An 18,559-nucleotide genomic window follows, 5' to 3' on the forward strand; every position below is an offset into this window, starting at 1 on the left:
GGACTTGCTATGAACAAAAGACTATTTCGCACCCAATTCAATCAAATGGAAACCACCGAGAAGCAGGCGCTGATGGAAAGCCTTGCTGCTCGTTATACTATGTCTTTTCTCGGCCTGCATACCTTTGACCGCTGGGGCCAGAGCTGCACCACCGGTATATTTGAGAAAGATGGCCGGGAGTATGTTTTCGTTCCCGGCGATACCGTCACCCTGGGCTGGGAACGGTTCGCGGTTGGGCTAGATCAAGACAGCCGAGAGGAACTGGACTATCTGTTCCAAGAATGGGAGATGGAACAGGACCCAGAGGAGATGATCCGGGAAAGCATGGCTCCCGTTCGGCAGGCAGCCATTGGCCCCATGCTGGTGGGCCGAAAGCTGGAAGAACTCTGCTGGGAGACGGTCACAATGGACGATCCCAGACTGTCCGCCCATCCTGACTGGCTGAAGCAGTTCCGGGAGTTTGCCTGGAGCGACCTTGACAGCCTTACCTTGCACCAGTCAACACGCATTGAGCGGACGGAAAAAGGCTTTCAGATCTGTATCTATAACCGCACAGACTACGATGACCTCCTTGCCGGGCTGGAAAAGCAGGGGCTCTCGCTACCTACGGCAGACGAGTGGGCCTATCTGTGCGGCGGCGGGTGCCGCACCCTATTCCCCTGGGGAGATGGAATGGACTACTCCATGCACCTGCACTGGTTCGAGGATATGGATGAGGACGAGGACCGACCCTACGATATGGAGGAGCCCAACTTCTTCGGCCTGTCCATCGCCTATGACCCCTATATGCGGGAGGTGTTGAAGGCCGAGCAGTTTACCACCTGCGGCGGTGATGGCGGGCGCAGCATCTGCGGCGGACTTGGAATCTTCCTCGGTTTCCTGCCCTGTTCCCCCCACTGCAAGCCGGAGGTGCAGGAGAACGATGAACTGAACGGCGACTATGACTTCTACCGGCCCATCATCCGGGTGGAATTCATTTGAGAATGCGGAGGACAGCATGAGAGAAACAGCACCCGATCTCACAAGGATCAGCAAATACATGAGTTTGATTCTACGGCATAAACCGGAGGTCATTGGAATTCATTTGGATGCTCACGGCTGGGCGGATGTCAATGCACTGCTGGCTGGCATCAGCAAGAAGTATTCCATCAATCGGGACATTCTGGAGGAAATCGTGCAGAGCGATGAAAAGCAGCGGTATTCCTTCAGCGAGGACAGAACCAAAATCCGGGCCAACCAGGGGCACTCCATCCAGGTGGATGTGGAACTAACCCTGACCGAACCGCCTGAAACCCTCTACCACGGAACAGCCCAGCGGTTTGCTGCCTCCATTGAGGCCCAGGGCCTGCTCCCCCAGAGCCGTCTGTATGTTCATCTGTCCCCCGATCCCGAAACCGCCAAGAAAGTAGGCCAGCGGCACGGCAAGCCTGTGATTTACCTGGTGAATGCCGGTCAGATGCAACGGGACGGGTATTCCTTTTACCGTTCCGCCAACGGCGTGTGGCTGACAAAGGTGGTCCCTGCCATCTATCTGAAACGCTTGGAGGATGGGTTGAAACAGCCTTGACCCATACTACCGCAGAAAACAACCCCTGGACACCCGGCTGTGGAGCCGGTGTGGAACCTACTACTTACAAAAAGGCTGAAGGAGGCGTCAACATGGATGTCGTGAAACTTCCCAAGAAAGTCCGCATGGTCTGCTATGAAATCATGGATGGCAAAGAAGAAGCCTTGGACACCCTGGAATCCTTTGCTGGAAAATATCCCCATCAGGTAGCAGCGGTCAAGGCCGAGGTCGCATATTTCAACATGGATTATGAAAAGGCGCTGGCTTTAGATCTGACCATCCTTCCCTGGCTGGAGGAGTGGTACTACAGCAATGTGAGCGATGAACACATGATTGCCATGACGGTGGCCGCCATCCAGCTCCACCGGGAGCAGGAGCTGATTGAGGCGCTGACCAAGGAACAGGAACGTATCCGGGCTGAGAATGGCCTCCCCCAGCGGGACCGTTTCTGTGGCATCCTGATGGACTACCTCAAGCGGGGCGTTATGCCCTTTGCAGACAACGACAAGAACTATCCTTACCATGAACCGGAGGAACCGCAGACAAAGGAGCAGCTCTGGGCAAAGCTGGCAGAGCAGAATAAAAAGCTCTCGCCGGATGAGCCAGACGCCAAACGGAAGCTGTACAATCACTGCTGTATGTTCGGAACTGCCAGGGATGCCGTAGATCTCTTTGAGGAGATTCAGGGCGTACCCCTGGCGGACTCTTCCTATCGGGATGCCATCGCCCGCTATCTCTATCTGGGCGAGCATGAAAAAGCTCTCCAGACAGCAGAGCGGTTGGCAACATCGCGGCTGTGGGCGGTTGCCGGGCCGACGCAGGTGCGCCCCATGTCCTTCTTTGAGGACCCGAACCTGCGGGAGTTTTTGCTGGAACCGGAATCCCTCCGGCGCATCCGGGAAGCTGCCTTCATTGATGACGGGAGTTTGATCCGAAAGTAAATTGCTTGGGAATGGAGGATCTGCCATGAGCAAGGAGCTGGAACTGTATAAAGCATTTATTGACGGCCTTGTGGAGCGGAAAGACAGCATGACGGCCCTGTGGGTCAAGGGCGATGGCTTTCCTAAGACAGAGGACAACAAGGCGAAAAATGAACTTCTCGCCGCACTGACCCCGGAGCAGAAAGGTGTGCTGGCTGAGATGCTTCAGGAGGAACATATTGCGGGTATCCACGATACCCTTGCATATATCAATGAGATGATGGATCTGGAGGGGCTGGAGCTTCATCAGGACGGTGAAGCCTATCCCAACGACTATTTTGAGAGCCTGCACTATGACTTCATCAGCCGTTGTGACGGAGATGAGTGGCCGGAATAAAAGGAGGCGTGACAGATGTATATCAAAAAATACTGGGGCAACTTTATCGGAGGCTCGGATGACAGCCTGAACCTTGTGGCCTTTTTGGCAGACCAGAAGAAGGAGGAGATCCCCCTCAGCGAGATCTTCGCCAAGATTGGGCTGGACAAGCAGAACTGGGACTTCCGCCAGACCGTGGAGTATCTGGAGTTTACACACTCCGATGGCGTGGAGATGGACTTCCACTTCGCCATTGATGTGGTCACCGACCTGGCCGCCATCCTGCTGGAGTGCAGCGTCAGCGGCAGTGTGAACCTCCACGATCTGGACGAGTACAACGCCCCATCCCGCCGTATCCGCATCACCGCCACGCCAGAGGAGCACGACGCCATGAACAAAGCTCTGGCAGATTTTTCCCAGAATCCCCTGACCTATGACCTCAGTGAGATGATGAGCAACGAGGAAATCCAGGAGATGGCGCGGGATGTGGAGGCGCTGCGTAAGGAATTGTACGAAGCTGCCGGCCGCAACCGGGACTACCATGTGAAGGCAGAGGACATGAAGAATCTGCTCCCCGACTGGTCAGGAGCCAGTGGCTGCATTGCCACCAATCGCATCACGGTGGAGGGCTGCAAGGTTGGCTACTGCTACCGGGAGAAGCCGGACGGCGACTGGGACAGCGGCTGGCGCTTCACCGCCGGTGACGAGAGCGACGCTTACATGGATGACCCCAACAATGCCGGTATTTACGGCCTCAACACCATCTGCAACGATGACCCCGATATTATCCCCTTGCTGAACACCCCCGCCCCCTGCGCCTTTGAGCGGGACGGGAATGGTGCGTTTCAGCCAATCGAAGACTGGAAACCAGAACAGGACGAGGAGGACCCGGATATGGATATTTTGAAGCAGTGTCAGAAGTGGCATGAGAAAGACCAGCACCAGAAGATCGTTGACGCCCTGACCGCCCTGCCTGAAGCGGAGCGCACCCCGGAAGCCGACATGGAGCTGGCCCGGGCCTACAACAATCTGGCAGTCCCCGGCGAGCCGGAGGGAAGAAAGCTGCTTCACCAGGCATTGGAACTGATGCAGTCCCACGAGGAGGAGCTGGGAGACACTTATTCCTGGAACTTCCGCATGGGGTATGCCTACTATTATCTGGATCAGGAGGGCCGCGCTCTGCGGTATTTTGAAAAAGCTCTGGAACTGCATCCTGGTGATGATCCCAAACTCAACACCCGACAGGACATTGAGGAACTGATCGACTCGTGCAAGAAAGGCGTTTCTCTGCCGCAGTTCTCGGAGTGCTTCCGGGAGCGGACAGAGAACTGGTGGGAGACCTTTGCCGAAATGGAAGCGGAGCTGCGCCAGATGATGGATGATGACAAAGACCATACCCGCAGCGCCGAAATCGTGGACCAAATGCAAGGAGCTTTGAACCAGGCGTTTGATGAAATCTCCTTCGAGATGGGCGTGGGCGGCGAGAAGTACGAGCTGATCCTCACCCCGGAGGGGGACAAGGTCAAGCTGTTTGAGCTGATCTACTTCCAGAAGCACGCCACCAAGGAGGTGCTGGAGCACTGGAACATCCTTGTGGGCCGTCAGCCCTCTCCGAATACCGGCCTGCGCACCGAGGATGGATGGGACATCTCCGGGGAGGATGTGCAGATCTGGCTGGAGGAGCAGGGCGAAAACAGCTTCGCCATCTCCGTCTACTGCGAAAAGCTGCTGCCCATGCTCCGGGAGGCGGAAGGCCGGGTCTGGTGGATGCTCACCACCCTCACCGACCAAGTGCTGGGCGAGATCTCCCACATGTGGTACATTGATGACTTCAATGTGCTGGAGGAGCCCAAGGCGGAGCAGTCATTCCTCCTGTCCCAGCTGCCTGACAAACTGAAAGAAAAGGGAGCGAACCTTTCCACCGACCCAGAAGCCTATCTGAACAGCTATCTTGGCTACAAAATGGAACCCAACCAGGACCCGGACGCTGACTGGCGGCTGGATGTGATGGCCGGTTCCACCAACTGTGTGCCACTCCTCAACGGATACCTGAATGCCGACAATGACTTCATGGACAATCTCCATGCCGACGGCGCGGTGGCAGGCTTCTTCTGCTATCCTCTGGACACCTTGCGGGAGGAGGAAGGAACGGAGAAAATCTTCGATTTCCGGGACAAGTTGGAGGAATTGTTCACCACCGGGGACGGCCCCGAGGTGCTCACCCTGACTGGTGGAGCTACCGGCCTTTTCTGCGGCTATGTAGACTTCATCGCCTGGGACCTCCAGGCGGCACTGCAAATGGCCAAATCCTTCTTTGCGGACAGCGATGTTCCCTGGGCCAGCTTCCACACCTTCCGCCGGGAGGCAGGCACGGTGAACGTGAAAACGCCGCCCGAGGAGGAGCCGGACAATGAGAATCAGGTCCCTGAGCTGGACGAGACGCTGACGGGTATGGACTATATCCCCTACACCCCACAGAATGAGGAAGAATTCTTCCAGCAGCTGGAGCAGTGGAACGACGAGGACGAGTACACCCGCTGCATCCAGGCGCTGAACGCCATCCCGGAGGACTTGCGGAACTACCGCATCGTCTATGCCATGGCCCGGGCGCTGGAAAACTACGCAGTTTTGGGCGACCATCAGGAGGAACCACCCTACTATAAAGCAGAAAAAGCCCTGCGCCGAGCCATCGAGGTGCTGGAGTCTGTCCGGGAAGAAGGCCAGGACAAGGCGGAGTGGAATATGCGGATGGCCTATGCCTATCAGTATCTCTATGGTCAGGAGGAAAAGGCCATCCCCTACGCCCAGCGGTGGGCTCAGCTGGACCCGGAGGACGAGAATGCCCCAGCGGTGATTCAGGAGTGCCAGAAAGAGATCGCAAAGCGAGCCGAGACAGAGGCCGAGGATGATAGTGACCACACAGGCGTCTTCACCGGCTTTGTGCTGCTGTCCAAAGCAGAATGGGATAAAGAGCAGTTCATCCGGGACATGAAGGAAAAGTGGGACATCGCCGTGGATGAATACGACGCCAGCGAGGAGAAGGGCGACGACGCCCTGGTGTTTGAGGTGGGCGACATGCTGGCCGCTGTCAGTCTGGCCGCCTATCCTATCCCCGGTGGCGAGGCCGAGGCCAACGCAGAAAACAACTATATGTGGGAGGATGCGGTCAAGATCGCCAGGGAGCACCGCGCCCACATCATGGTGGCGGTTCTCGGCAAAGAGGACGATCTGCTGGAAAAGGGCAAACTGTTCACTAAGATGCTGGCCGCCTGCTGCCGCCAGAAATACGCCACCGGTGTCTATACCAGCGGCGTGGTGTTTGAGCCCCGGTTCTATGAGGGCTTTGCCGATATGCTGAAGGAGGACGAGCTGCCCATCTTCAACTGGGTCTGGTTCGGTCTGTACCGGAACGAAAACGGCATGAACGGCTATACATACGGCATGGATGTGTTCGGCAAGGACGAGATGGAAGTGCTGGGCACCGATGCCAACCCGAACCAGCTGCGGGACTTCCTGGCCAGCCTTGTCTCCTATGTTCTGGAAAACGATGCGGAGCTCCATGATGGAGAAACCATCGGCTTTGCGGCAGACGATAAACACGCCATCACCCGCAGCCCGGGGGTCTCTCTGCCCGAGGATCAGATGACCCTGAAAATCTCCTGGGAACCGTCGGAGGGCGGCCCGGAGGACGAAGGAGAAGATGACCCGGACCCTGAAACGCCCGATGAGCCGGAGGATGAAGCGCCCCAGGATCAGGAAACCGGCGCTCCCGAGGTCTACTCTGAGGAGGAAATGGAAGCCATTGAAGGGCACATCCAGCAGTATTTCGGCAATTTCGAGACCGTGTTTCACGAACTGAGTTCCCCCGACATCCATGTGGACATCTGCGTGGTGCCGCCCTCTGAGGAACATGACTACTACACCCTGGTGACGATGGGCATGGGTGCTCATCGGATGAATGTGCCGGAGGAGCTGGCAGAGTACAAGCTTGAGCGGGCGGAGCTGGCCATCGCGCTGCCCAAGGATTGGAAGCTGAAGTACGAGGACCTGAAAGACGAGCGGTGGTACTGGCCCATCCGTCTGCTGAAATCCCTGGCCCGCCTGCCCATTGCCAGCGATACCTGGCTGGGCTGGGGCCACACCATGGACAATCAGGAGCCTTTTGCACCGGATACGGAGCTGTGCGCCGCCATCCTGACCGGCCCCCAGGGCACCGAGGATGGCAGCGAAGTCTGCACCCTGCCAAACGACGAGGAGGTCAACTTCTACCAGGTAATCCCCCTCTACCGGGATGAGATGGATTTCAAACTGGCCCACGACGCGGATGCTCTGCTGGATAAGATGGAGGGCATCTCTTTTGTGGTGAATCCCACCCGCCAGGATGCTATCACTCGGGGCACTCTTTCCAATAATGATTTTGACGGTGAGATGGACGATGTCTCCTATCATATCGAGAGTATTGAGGAGAAGGGGCTGCCCGTTGACCCCATAAATGCTTATAACCTCTTTGCCATTTACCTCCGCTGGTGCATAGAGCATGATCTGATGGGCGAGGACTTTCTGAACGAATACGGCGAAGTGGCCAAACAGGTCAAAGCCGACCCTGCCAGTGTGGATCTGCGGGCGTTTATTCGGGACAAACTGAACGGGCAGATTATGGTTCCGATGTTCAATAAGGTTGGGCGAGCATTTACTTCTTACTACTATGGCGAACCTGATAGTCCAAATTTCCCCCGTGACATTGAAAACTATGCCTTGGAATATCTCGGCCCAGAAAAGTATTACTCCGATGAGTTCCAGTTTAAGGCCCCACTGTTCATCCCATTTGACGAGGACTACTACCAGGCCATGGCAAAGGTGATCGAGGAACGCTTCACCAACTGGCAGGGACAGGACTTCGACGAGGACACGCTGGAACCCTCCGAACTGGCTGAGGCGTTGATGGAGTATCTGGACTGTGAATGCACCTATTTCCCCTCCATGAAGGACGATGATCCCATTATGTCGGCATACAGCTATGCCAAACGGGAAAGTGTCAAAGAAGGCTTTGTGCCGGTACTCATCAAGGCGGATGACGAAACGCTGCTGGAGTGTCTGGTGATGAACGCCGACCCGAAGAATGATGCGGACATTTACGAATTTGACCTCAAAACTGTAACGGAGTACCGGAAGAAGATGCTCTCCGCGCCTGTCAAGGACGGAAAGGCGGTTTTGGAGGAGCTGATCGGCCAGCGCAAGGAAGAAGCCGACGACGATGATATGGACTGGGAGGAGGAGATCCTGGGCGAGATGGAGGGCGGAGAACCAAACGACCGCTTCTCCAGCTACTGGGATTCTGATACCGATATGACCCACCCTCTCATTCTGGCGAAAATTCCGGTCAAGAATCCCTGGGAGATCTTCGCCTACCTGCCCTTCGGAAACTGGAATGACTGCCCCGACACGCCCCAGCTGATGGCTGCGGCCAAATACTGGTTCGAGCGGTACGGCGCGGTGCCTGGAGCCATGAGCCATGACGAACTGGAGTTTACCCTCCCCGCCCCTGTCCCCAAGGAAAAAGCCATGGAGACGGCGGCAGAGCTGTATGGCTTCTGCCCCGATGTCATCGACCAGGGGCCGGAGGATGCCACCCTGGGCGCTTTGGCCGATGTGCTGCGGCAGTCCACCGTCTGGTATCTCTGGTGGGATTGATGTAGGAGGTGCCCTAGCAGGCAATGCAAATCAAAACACTGACCATTCAATTGAATGATGAACAACTGCCCATCCTTCCAGTGGAACCGGAAGCCCACCTCTCCTTTACCACTCATGCTGATGGAAATGAATTGGAGCTAACGGGAAACCGGGCGGGGCTGCTTCTATTGGCGAAAGCCGCTTTGGGTATGGCAGAAACTCTTCGCGGGGATGGATTCCACATCCATCTGGATGACCTGTATAGCATCAACTCCGAGGGAAAAAGCATCCTGATCCGAAAGGAGGAACGGTCAAAACCATGATTGAAAAAACCTTCCTCAACCCCGTCACAAACAAACAGTGGCGGATTGAAATTGACGGACATATCATCCGAACTTGCTTGAATGGCGGGAAGGTCAAAGAGATCCTGTGCGACTCCCCCTTCCAGGTCAAGAGCAAGGCAGCCAGCGCCATGATGGGCCAGATGCGGAAAGGATTCATCTATCACAATCCAGACGCCGCCGTTGGACAGACGCGGTGCCATCGGTTTGTCGGGAAGGACAGCAACGGCTTCATGCCCCTGGCTGCCGCTCTCACACGAGATGACTTCTTCCTGACGAGGATAGCCGGAGATTTTGAGGACGAGATCCTCTACCACTTCGATGGCAGCGGGGAGATCCTTGAAATGGTCTCTCTGGGTGCCAAGCGGATGACCTATGAGCAGGTCCTCTGCCCCAATAATACCTTGCTGCTGAACAACGGCTATCTTTTGGAGCAGCTTTCTCTCCTCACTCATACGATCACGCCCTTTGCCAACAAGAAAAACAGCATGAAAACCATGCTGGATGCCAGCGGCGACCTGGCCCTGTGGTACACGGGCCAGGAAATCGTGGTCTTTGACTTTGGCAGCAGCACGGAGGTATGGCGAGAAACGGTAAAATGCAAGAAGTCAAAAGACCCGAATTTTGCCTATTACTGCTTTGGGATGCTCTCTCCCCGGCAAAGCAAAGCGGCCTACCGCGTCACCGAGGGTGAGTATGTGCTGGTCGATTTAAAGTCCGCCCAAAAAGTGGTGATCCAAAATGAGGGCTGGCATCCCTTCTTCTCCCCGGATGACCAATGCTTCTCAGTGGGAGGCAAATTCTATCTGACCCAGACCGGAGAGGAGATGGACAATCCATTTCCCTTCCCTGTCCGGCAGGGGCTGAGTTTTTCAGACACATGTATGGTACGGACAAACGGCAATCTGATGGCCGTTCAGCAGGAGCGTGGCAGCTCCCCCATAGAAGTATGGGATACCGGCAGCGGCCAGCTGCTGGCCACCATTGATGATCCCTTTGTAGTACGGCAGGTGAATTTTGCCTTTACCAAGAGTGGACTTGTCCTGCACACTGATTACGGGGTCATGAGCATCTATTCCTGCCCCCTCTGAAACGGAGAAATGAACTATATTTATTTTTACGATGAGAAAACGGAGGGGGCACAATGAACTTTAACAAAGCAATGCAAATGCTTGGAACCAAGTTGCAAGGAAAGTACGGGCATTTAGGCTTCAAGTATAAAAAATCCGACAAAACACTTACGAGGCACAGTAAAAATTTCACCTATATGATTGCGTTTTCCTCATTTGGCGGGAACACAAAGGATAGCATAAGCATAGAGGTTTGCTATATAATCAACACCCGTCCATACGACCCTTATGGTTATGCCAAACCAGACATCAACACACAACCACTGTTTTACAGTTTAAGAGACAATGAAATATATCTTGATATAGGAAATGAAGAAAAAATCAACAATACCTTTGAGATTGTTTGTCAGTGGATGGATAAATTACTGATTCCAAAAATGAATAAACTTTGTGCTACCGAGTAATGTGGAAGTGATGGTTGGGAAAGAGCGTGGACACCTATGAACAAAGACTCATTGACTGCAGAACTCCTGGACTTGGTCGAGGGGCGGGAATCCCCCGAAACCTGGCGGGGCTGGTGGGACGAGCATGAGCCGGAGCTGGAAGCCCTGCTGAGTCGGGGCGAATTTCTGAAGCTGAAACCCTGCCGACACGGCTTTCAGTGGGTCCCGGTGCTTGGCAGCCAAAAGGAAGCCATCGCCATTCTGGAAAAGAGCGGCACCGCATTTGAGGCCAGCAATCTCTACCAGGAGCGGTATCTGGCAGAACTGGACGCTTTCTGTGAGGAGCAAAAGCGGGTACAACGGGAAAAGCAAAAGCAATTCAAGGCCAATAACCCGGAGCTGTTTGCCCGCTACCCCAAGTTCTCCAAGGCGCTGGCAAAGGTGCTTGACCCCTCTGACGAGATCAAGCCCGCCGCCACAGAGGAACAGATCGGGAACCAGGAAAGAGCACTGAGCTTCACCCCTCCGGCTCAGGTGAGGGAGTTTTTCCTGCTGACCGCTGGCATCAATGTATCCACAGGCGTAATCCTTTCCCTTTCCGGGATGTTTGATCTGACCATCCATGGAGAGCGGTATTGTGTGCTGGGCGAGTTCTGGAAAGAAGCGGACGGCGACCAGCTCCTGCTCCGCCCCGGAGAGGAAACCATCTGGTACTATGCCCATGAGCAGGACAAAGTAAAGCGCCTCTGCAATGATATGGCAGAACTGCTGGAGAAGAAGTTGGCGAGGTATCTCAATGAACGCTGAACATGTCAGGGCGAGTGACAGCTCAGCTGTAAATGGGTGAAAGAAGGTAGCAACATGGAGAAGAAGGATTTCCCCAAGGGAACCAAGCCCCGCGAGATCTTCGTCTACACCTGTGAGCGGATCGCGGAGCCATTGATTCCGCTGGGCTACAAATACCGCAAGAGTAAAAATGACATCTACAAAAAAGACGGTATCTTTGTGTTCTCCTTTTACTTTTCCCCTTCCATCCGCTTTGGCTCCACCACCTTTACTGCCTTCTTCGATGTGAGTTCCCCTGTGATTGCCCAATGGCGCAGTGAGCAGCAAGGGCCGGAGGAGGCTTATGACGGTATCGTGGGCACCTCCATCGCCCGGCTGACTTGCCGGTATGATGACTTCCCCCTCTATGAGGTATCTACTCTGCTGGAGCGGGAACGCTCCATCCAAGAGATTTCCGAGCAGATTCAGGACTATGCCCTGCCCTTCTTTGCCCGGTTTTCCGACTTGCCGAAGCTGCTGGACGATGTGGAACGGGAGGGGTTCTTTCCCCATCGGAAGGGATTCGATGTCCCAAAGCGGAATCGGGAGTTCATTGAATGCTTCCGGGAGTATCTCCAAAAGCAGTGAGATGCAACAGAGAGGAAATAAGCCTATGTCAAACAGCCGAGTATCCACTTGGAGCGGAATCCGGAACAAATTGGAGAATGACTACCTGTGCCCGGCGCTCCGGGGCCGCATCCAGTATTTTGCCACCAGTTACTGGGAAAGCCATGACCAAACAGGCCGGGCGGCGATTCGACTGGACGGCGTGGAGGTGCTGCGGAGCAACTACTATGCCTATGAGCAGAACTACTGGAACAGATATCAGGCCCTGCGGCGGGAGGGTGTCGGAGAGGACGACCCGAAGGCCCCCTTCCGGCTGGCCCATGAAGGTACGCTGAACGACGGCTGTTTTGACAACAGTTTTTTCTATGAGGCATTTCACGAACTTGACAACCAAAGCATTGAGAAAAGCCTTGTCAGCGAGAATCCCCTTGTCCGCATCTTTGCCCTTCTGGACCGCAGGCTGGGAAAACGCCGCCTGCTGGCTTTGGAGGAATCCATGGAGCTGGAGCTGAACTGGGTGCGGGCCTTCTATGTGATCCGGATGCAGGCAGAAGGGCTGATGGAAGCGAATAACATATAGGAGGAATTGCCATGTCACAGATCGCATCCTTTTATCTTCTCAAAGAGGGCCAGCAGCAGGAACTGTCAGGCGGCGATTGCTCCGGCGCGGTCTATATGGCCATCTGGGACTGGTGTGAGAGCGAGCTGGATCTGGATGTCCGCTTCCCTGCTCCTCAGACGGAGGACGCCTTGGACTGCGTTCTGCTGGAGGGAGAGCTGGCGTCTAATGTGCTGGCAGCCCTGCGGGAGCAGGACCTCCCGGAGCTGGCCGCTGAAATTGCCCCAGACTGGGATCTGCCCACCGAGACAGTGCAAAGCGGACTTGAAACGCTGCGCTCCCATCTGGAACTGGTGCGGGGCGACACTGCCCTGCTGTATGAAATGTTATAAGGCGGAGGGATACCATGCTGGCAAAGCGGTTTGAAGACATTTTACATAAGCTTGGCATGGCTGGACTGGAACACCCTCTGTTCTACCATGCGCCGGCAGGCATTCGGTTTGAGATCGGCGGGGAGGAACCAATCTATCTGGACAGGAGTGCGGCAAAGCTGAAAACCAACCCCGCCTATGTTCAGGGGGCGCTGGACCGGGCCGCCGCAATCTATCGGGGCCTTCCGGCAGTGCCGGATCTTCTGCGGATCGACGGGTATCCCGATGAAGAACCTGCCGAGTCCCTGCTGACCGTTATCCGGCAGCGAATGGGACTCCCGATTCCCAATGAGCAACTTCCGACCATAGAGCTGGACGAAGATGGGGATACCCATGCACAAGTGCAGTTTTACTGGGATCTCAGCGGGATTACCTTTCAGCCGGAGCAACTTTTGCAGGAGATCATTCTGGGAGATATCGGAGGCTGGAGCGGCTTTGTGTCCAGCGTCTATCTGACAGGGCCTGGACCGTTCCTCTATCACCTGTACGATGACCGGGGGCTGGATGTGCTGGGCAGTTCCAGAGAACTGCTTTTGCCTCTTTACCATCAGTTTCATGGCTGGATCTTGGAGTATAATCTGGAGCAGATCGACCGGGTGTTTACAGCAGACCAACCACAGCAGCAGAAAATCACCATCGACGGCCGCCGCTTTTCTAACATGGCCGGATTTTATGACGAAGTGGAGCGGGTGTTGACCTTTGGTTTGGACCGGAAGATCGGTCGGAACCTGAACGCCTTCAACGATATTCTCCGGGGCGGTTTCGGGCGGCATGAGTATGGACAAGCCATCCACATCCAGTGGCTGGCCTATGAAAAAAGTGTCCGTAATCTCGGGAAAGAAACTATGGACGCCATCGTGGAAATCATTTTGGATACAGACCATTCCGGGCACGACTGTACCCTGGAACGGCTTTGAGTAAACAGAAACAGAGGAACCCTTTGAGTGGGAATAAGAGGTAAAATTCATGTGGGAGAAGCAAATGTATGAGCTGCTTGACAAACTGAGCCAAATCAATTATGAAGAACTCCATATAGACGATTTCTTAGATCAAAGAGACAGTGATCCTTTTGACAGCGAATGGGTCAGGGTTTATCAGGCTCTCGAAGAACTGAAAAAAGGAAAAACGGTTGCTGATACCCGAGAAGTAGAGAAGAAAGCATACATCACCGCCTACGAAAAAACGGAGAATGCTGAGTTGGCAGGGTACATCTCTGACGACTTTGGACTGATTGCAGATAGCAAACGGCTGAATTACTCGGACGAATGGCTAGACAAGCTAATTTCCTGCTATGAAAATGCAAGGATACCTTGCGGGGAACTTTGAGGGAGGCATCACGATGGGACTTGACATCTACGCCGGAACATTGACCCGGTACTATTCTCACAACTGGAAAACCATCACGCAGCAATGGGCGGAGGAAAATGGATGGAGCTTTCAAAAAATCACGCCGGATGGAGAGGCAGCTGATAACGAGGAAGAACTGTCCCCGGCTGAGATCCAGGCGGCAGTGGAGAACTGGCGGGATCAAATCTTGAGCGCCATTTCTCAGCCAGGCCAGCCCCCCTATACTCCCTGGCCGGAGGATAATGAGAAGCCCTATTACACCGACAAGCCGGATTGGGATGCCTTCGGCGCTATGCTGCTGGTGGCCGCCTGCCATACATACGACGAGCCGGTGCCTTCCACCGTGGAGAAGGACTGGGACTTCGGTGAACATCCCCTGATCGCTCGCCTTGGATCGGATGAAGAACAGGTATGGTCCCTATTTCGCGGGGTTACCTGGTGGCTGCCTCTGGCGGACGCCTTCTTCTTCCAGGCACCTCTGCCCACCGATAACATCGCCGCCATCGCCACGGTGGGCGGACTGCGGAAGGAGCTGGAGAAGCTGAACCAGCTGGCGTGGCAGGCCGATGAGGATACCATTCTGAGCTGGAGCGAAACGGAAGGCTATCCGACAGACGGAATTATTCCCGCGAATGGGAAAATCAGCAGGGCAGATATCCCGGAACACACTCAGTATGACACCCAATCCCTGGCCAAGTTCGCCTTCTCCATGTTCTGGCGGGGCATGCGGTTTGCCGAAGAGCAGCAGGTGCCCATCCTGCTTGATTACTAAGGAGGACTTTTATGGGATACGATGTAAGTTTTCACCCGATCTCGCCAGACGAAATACAGGAATGGTATTTTACTCCCCTAACCTGGATGCAGCAGGGACAGGAAGAAAAGGTTCTGGCCCTTGCCGCGCAGCATGGAATCGAGGATTTCTATGCAGAAAAGTATCTGGACACCCTGCGGGTTGGGGCAGAGACAGAACCGGACGAGCTGTTTGATAAAAGCCATGGTTTTTATATTGCGGTGGTCCAGGGATTTTTCCGGGACTACTATTATACCAGAGGGAGCAGCTTCTCCTTCCTGATGGAGGAAAAGCCGGAATATGCCCGGTACTTCACCCCCTGGGCGCAGGTAGTGCCCACTGCCTTACCCAATCCGGCAAAGAACCAGATCATTGAAAACTACTGCTCCGGCGTGTACCTGTCTCCAAATCAGGTTTTGCAGATTCTCCGGGATCTGGAGCAGGAACCAAAGGTACTGGAAGATCTGGAGAAACATTGGAGCGATGGGCAGTTTGCTGTTCTGAAAAAAGCTCTTACTGCTGCGGCTGAACTGGGTACTGGTCTGCTGGAAGCCACCGAAGTAGTGGAACCGAATCCCCTTCACCCGAACGAAAGCACATGTTACTCCAATCTGTTCCACTGTGATCGTGATGGGGTGTATCTCTATATCGACATGGCTATGAAACAGATCGCCCAAGCAATGGAGCAAAATAAGTCCGACCCGTGAGGGCAGTAAATGAATCGGGAATGAGATGGTTTGTACCTCTGTTTCCCTGCTCCATATTTGATTTGCAAATGACCGCTGAATCCCAGAAAAAGTTTTTGCAAGGAGGTGGAGACTATGGAACAAAAACGCCCGGCAGATATATTTCAGGAGCTTCTGGACTACCTGTGGAACGGCCTGGGTCTGGAGGAAAAGGGCTGGAGGCGGCTGAAAAAGGGCGACTTCAAAAAGAAAATGAAAAACGGGCTGACCTATCAGATCTGGTTTGACCGGAGCCGCTACAACTACATAGACTACGAAATCGGCCATGGAAATGTGGAGGTGGGCTTCAGCTGTATCATAAGGCAGGGAGATGACTACCTCTACTCTTTCAGAATTGAATCTCCAACAGGCGGTTCATTCTTTCGGATGCTGACAGAGGACCTGCGGCTGGACATTGAGCTGCTGGACACCTTCCTGCCTCTGATTAAAGCCCACTACCTCGATTTTATCGATCGCTTTGAGGCAGACCCCGTGGAGGCATTACAGCCGGTCTGCGCCCCCTTCACTGAGGCGGAGGACTACAGCTGGCGCATCCATGTGGACGAGCAGATGGTGGAACGGTACGGAACAGCGGAACAGCTGGCGGAGTACCGCCATCAGGCAGAATTGCACGGAACGCCGGAGCATAAGGCAAAGAACGGGATGGGCTCGATGTTGTTCCATCTCTCCCACGCCAAGGATGTGGATCAAGCCTGGGCCTCAAGCCGCACCAAAGAGGAACTGGACCAGGTGGTGGAACCCTTTGTGCAGGCCAAGCGGCAGACAGGACAGTGGACACAGGAGGATGAGGCGGGCTATCAGCTCTACCGGCAGGAAACAGATCCGGAGAAACGCACCTTTCGGGTATGGTATCTCATCGCCAACCCCCGGGGCCTGCCGAAAGAGTTTGTCCAGAAAGAGCTGGAGTTCCGGTTCAAGCTGTTTGCCAACAGACCAAAAGAAAAAGTATGAACGGTATTATTATTCTGGTTTTCGGCTTGCTGCTTCTCATGGCCATAAAACTGCTGATAGAGCGTAACTTCATTGGACTGATTCTGTTTTGTGTGGCTCTTATTCTAGTTCTTGGAGCAACTCCGCATACAAAGTAGCGATTATCCATCGCCGCATAATATAACGCTATAAGGAGGAAAACAAATGAGCAATCAAGTATTCCAGCAAAACCTGGATGACAAAAAAGGCCCCCAGCCCGGGGGACCTTACCTCATTCAAATGCTGTTCAAAGAGCCGGTGGACATGCCGGACAAAGAAAAAATGACTTCCACGATGGAGAAACACATCGGCGCGGTAGAGTGTTTCTGTCACGACAGCAAGATGGCCGGCTTTGCCGCCTTGGATCATATCGCGGAATTCAAGGACGGCAAATGCCCGGTCCAGCTAATGGTGATGAAATGCGACAAGTTTAAAGGCAAAGGCTTTGACGCCTTCCTGATGAGCCAGATGTGGGACTGCCAGGAGGACCGGGACCGGATCTTCCGGGAATGCCGGTATCAGGTGATCGCTGCCGATATGCTGGCGGCTGCCCTTCCAGCTTTGGAACGGGCCAATCTGGACGCTGACTTCTTGGACGCTCTGGCGGAACTGTACCCTACCTGTGAGGCATTCTATTTCCAGAACTGCGGCAAACTGTTTCTGGCGGAGGATGTGCGCTCCCACCAGATCGAAGGGCCGGACCGGTTCATACGATTCGGGGTGAATGTACGTTTCTTTAACATCCAGGGCACCGAGGATATGCTGATTGACACTGTGGGCATGAGCACCCTCTATCTGCCGGACCTGCAATATCACTTCCACGATATGGACCCCAACTGGGTGGTCAATCACGCTTACAACTTGGCCTCTTACATCCTGGCCAACGATAATCCCATTAAAGACGGCGAAACGGTGGACGGCGTCGAGGATGGGCGGATGAGCCGGGTTCTTCAATGGAAGTGCCAGTATGAGGACGCTTTGATTCAGCCGCCCAGAGCTGTGCTGGATATTCATATGGGAACTTTTGCTTCGGGCGGGCGATAATCGAAGCTGTCGTGATGAACTTTAACAGAAATCCGACCGGGAATTTTCCTATACCGTTTCTGCAAACCGGCCAATATGTATTAGTTTTCCGTTTCCTGAAATTTGTCCGGGCCTTTCGTTTTTACAGCTGCATTACGGAGGAAATTACGAATGGGTTCATACCTAGATATCATTTATTGCATTATTCTATTCGCTTTTACGATTTATAATGCAAAGGTGATATACAGAAACTACAAGCATGGTCAATCTCTTGGTACTGGGTATAGTAATGTTGTAGATATCTTTGGCACAATTTTTTTGCTGACAGGAAGCATTTTTATAACAAGCTATAGAGTTGTAATTGTACCATTGATTTTAGTTGCTTTACTGTATCAGCTGGGTCTTGTACTTCTTAAACGCCACAACAAAACAAATCACTCGGGGGATACTTTTCTTTTCTTGCAAAATGAACTTCGGAAAATTCAAATACGTGTGTGGATTATGCTGGGTTTGCTTTTCGTATGTATTATTCTTACTTATGGATAAACCTATTCGGCTTTGAAATGCCGACTTCTTGGCAAACCAAGCGCCTGGCTATCCACTTTGCCAGACTCTGCTTGTTGGGGCACTCCCTAATTTCCTGCCCGTCGCAGAAGTTTCTTCTATGGCTGCACAGTTTGCAAACATTTTTCCCGGCCCTTTCCCTATCTTGTGTGTCCAGAGCCGTACTTGTACGAAACGCATACGAAAAAAGAGCCGAGTTCCGAGGTGAACCGAACCAGTAAAAACGGACAATTATCACCGCCGAAGTATAATAGCCCCATAGCGCCGAACAAAAATTGACCCACGCCTAAAGACCGGCTATCCTAAAAGTGTGTCGAATACTTTTAGGGAGGATAGTCGGATGATTAGGAG

Annotated in this window: 18 protein-coding genes; all 18 read left to right on the forward strand. The window is 53.9% G+C overall.

Features of this window, described 5'->3' with window-relative positions:
• The first annotated feature begins 9 nt into the window (after nucleotides 1–9).
• The 18 genes from B5G28_RS06545 (at nucleotide 10) to B5G28_RS06630 (ending at nucleotide 17,665) form a co-directional block, all read left to right on the forward strand.
• On the forward strand, nucleotides 10–981 hold the full coding sequence (locus B5G28_RS06545) for a hypothetical protein (RefSeq protein ID WP_087247077.1): 972 nt from the start codon (nucleotides 10–12) through the stop codon (nucleotides 979–981).
• Between the two features lie 16 nt (nucleotides 982–997).
• On the forward strand, nucleotides 998–1,567 hold the full coding sequence (locus tag B5G28_RS06550; RefSeq protein WP_087247079.1) for an RNA 2'-phosphotransferase: 570 nt from the start codon (nucleotides 998–1,000) through the stop codon (nucleotides 1,565–1,567).
• Nucleotides 1,568–1,659: 92 nt separating this feature from the next.
• On the forward strand, nucleotides 1,660–2,508 hold the full coding sequence (locus tag B5G28_RS06555; protein ID WP_087247081.1) for a hypothetical protein: 849 nt from the start codon (nucleotides 1,660–1,662) through the stop codon (nucleotides 2,506–2,508).
• A 25-nt stretch (nucleotides 2,509–2,533) separates the two neighbouring features.
• On the forward strand, nucleotides 2,534–2,884 hold the full coding sequence (locus B5G28_RS06560) for a DUF6547 family protein (protein WP_087247083.1): 351 nt from the start codon (nucleotides 2,534–2,536) through the stop codon (nucleotides 2,882–2,884).
• A gap of 15 nt (nucleotides 2,885–2,899) precedes the next feature.
• Nucleotides 2,900–8,554: a DUF2185 domain-containing protein gene (locus B5G28_RS06565; RefSeq protein ID WP_087247085.1), complete on the forward strand. Its 5,655-nt coding sequence runs from the start codon at nucleotides 2,900–2,902 to the stop codon at nucleotides 8,552–8,554.
• A 23-nt stretch (nucleotides 8,555–8,577) separates the two neighbouring features.
• Complete coding sequence (locus tag B5G28_RS06570; protein ID WP_087247087.1) at nucleotides 8,578–8,856, forward strand: hypothetical protein; 279 nt, start codon at nucleotides 8,578–8,580, stop codon at nucleotides 8,854–8,856.
• Nucleotides 8,853–9,965, forward strand: a complete 1,113-nt coding sequence (locus tag B5G28_RS06575; RefSeq protein WP_087247089.1) for a hypothetical protein — start codon at nucleotides 8,853–8,855, stop codon at nucleotides 9,963–9,965. The genes B5G28_RS06570 and B5G28_RS06575 overlap by 4 nt, the downstream gene beginning before the upstream one ends.
• A 53-nt stretch (nucleotides 9,966–10,018) precedes the next feature.
• Nucleotides 10,019–10,408 (forward strand): hypothetical protein, encoded by a 390-nt coding sequence (locus B5G28_RS06580; RefSeq protein ID WP_087247091.1) that lies wholly within the window; start codon nucleotides 10,019–10,021, stop codon nucleotides 10,406–10,408.
• Between the two features lie 36 nt (nucleotides 10,409–10,444).
• Nucleotides 10,445–11,194, forward strand: coding sequence for an SMI1/KNR4 family protein (locus tag B5G28_RS06585; RefSeq protein ID WP_087247093.1), 750 nt, complete (start codon nucleotides 10,445–10,447; stop codon nucleotides 11,192–11,194).
• Between the two features lie 54 nt (nucleotides 11,195–11,248).
• Complete coding sequence (locus tag B5G28_RS06590) at nucleotides 11,249–11,800, forward strand: DUF4304 domain-containing protein (RefSeq protein ID WP_087247095.1); 552 nt, start codon at nucleotides 11,249–11,251, stop codon at nucleotides 11,798–11,800.
• Between the two features lie 25 nt (nucleotides 11,801–11,825).
• Nucleotides 11,826–12,359, forward strand: a complete 534-nt coding sequence (locus tag B5G28_RS06595; RefSeq protein WP_087247097.1) for a hypothetical protein — start codon at nucleotides 11,826–11,828, stop codon at nucleotides 12,357–12,359.
• Between the two features lie 11 nt (nucleotides 12,360–12,370).
• A complete protein-coding gene (locus B5G28_RS06600; protein WP_087247099.1) occupies nucleotides 12,371–12,730 on the forward strand; it encodes a hypothetical protein in 360 nt (119 codons plus the stop codon).
• A gap of 14 nt (nucleotides 12,731–12,744) precedes the next feature.
• Nucleotides 12,745–13,686 carry a DUF3885 domain-containing protein gene (locus tag B5G28_RS06605; protein WP_087247100.1) on the forward strand — a complete coding sequence of 314 codons (942 nt, stop codon included), beginning with the start codon at nucleotides 12,745–12,747 and terminating at the stop codon, nucleotides 13,684–13,686.
• 49 nt (nucleotides 13,687–13,735) lie between these two features.
• The gene (locus B5G28_RS06610; protein ID WP_087247102.1) at nucleotides 13,736–14,095 is read left to right on the forward strand and encodes a hypothetical protein; all 360 of its coding nucleotides are present in this window, start codon (nucleotides 13,736–13,738) and stop codon (nucleotides 14,093–14,095) included.
• A 13-nt stretch (nucleotides 14,096–14,108) separates the two neighbouring features.
• Nucleotides 14,109–14,888 carry a hypothetical protein gene (locus B5G28_RS06615; RefSeq protein ID WP_087247104.1) on the forward strand — a complete coding sequence of 260 codons (780 nt, stop codon included), beginning with the start codon at nucleotides 14,109–14,111 and terminating at the stop codon, nucleotides 14,886–14,888.
• An 11-nt stretch (nucleotides 14,889–14,899) separates the two neighbouring features.
• Nucleotides 14,900–15,613, forward strand: a complete 714-nt coding sequence (locus B5G28_RS06620; protein WP_087247106.1) for a hypothetical protein — start codon at nucleotides 14,900–14,902, stop codon at nucleotides 15,611–15,613.
• A 114-nt stretch (nucleotides 15,614–15,727) separates the two neighbouring features.
• Nucleotides 15,728–16,603, forward strand: coding sequence for a spondin (locus B5G28_RS06625; RefSeq protein WP_087247108.1), 876 nt, complete (start codon nucleotides 15,728–15,730; stop codon nucleotides 16,601–16,603).
• Between the two features lie 183 nt (nucleotides 16,604–16,786).
• On the forward strand, nucleotides 16,787–17,665 hold the full coding sequence (locus B5G28_RS06630) for a DUF4261 domain-containing protein (RefSeq protein WP_087247110.1): 879 nt from the start codon (nucleotides 16,787–16,789) through the stop codon (nucleotides 17,663–17,665).
• The last annotated feature ends 894 nt before the right edge of the window (nucleotides 17,666–18,559 follow it).

This window comes from Faecalibacterium sp. An77 (assembly GCF_002161315.1).
Taxonomy (GTDB): Bacteria; Bacillota; Clostridia; order Oscillospirales; family Ruminococcaceae; genus Faecalibacterium.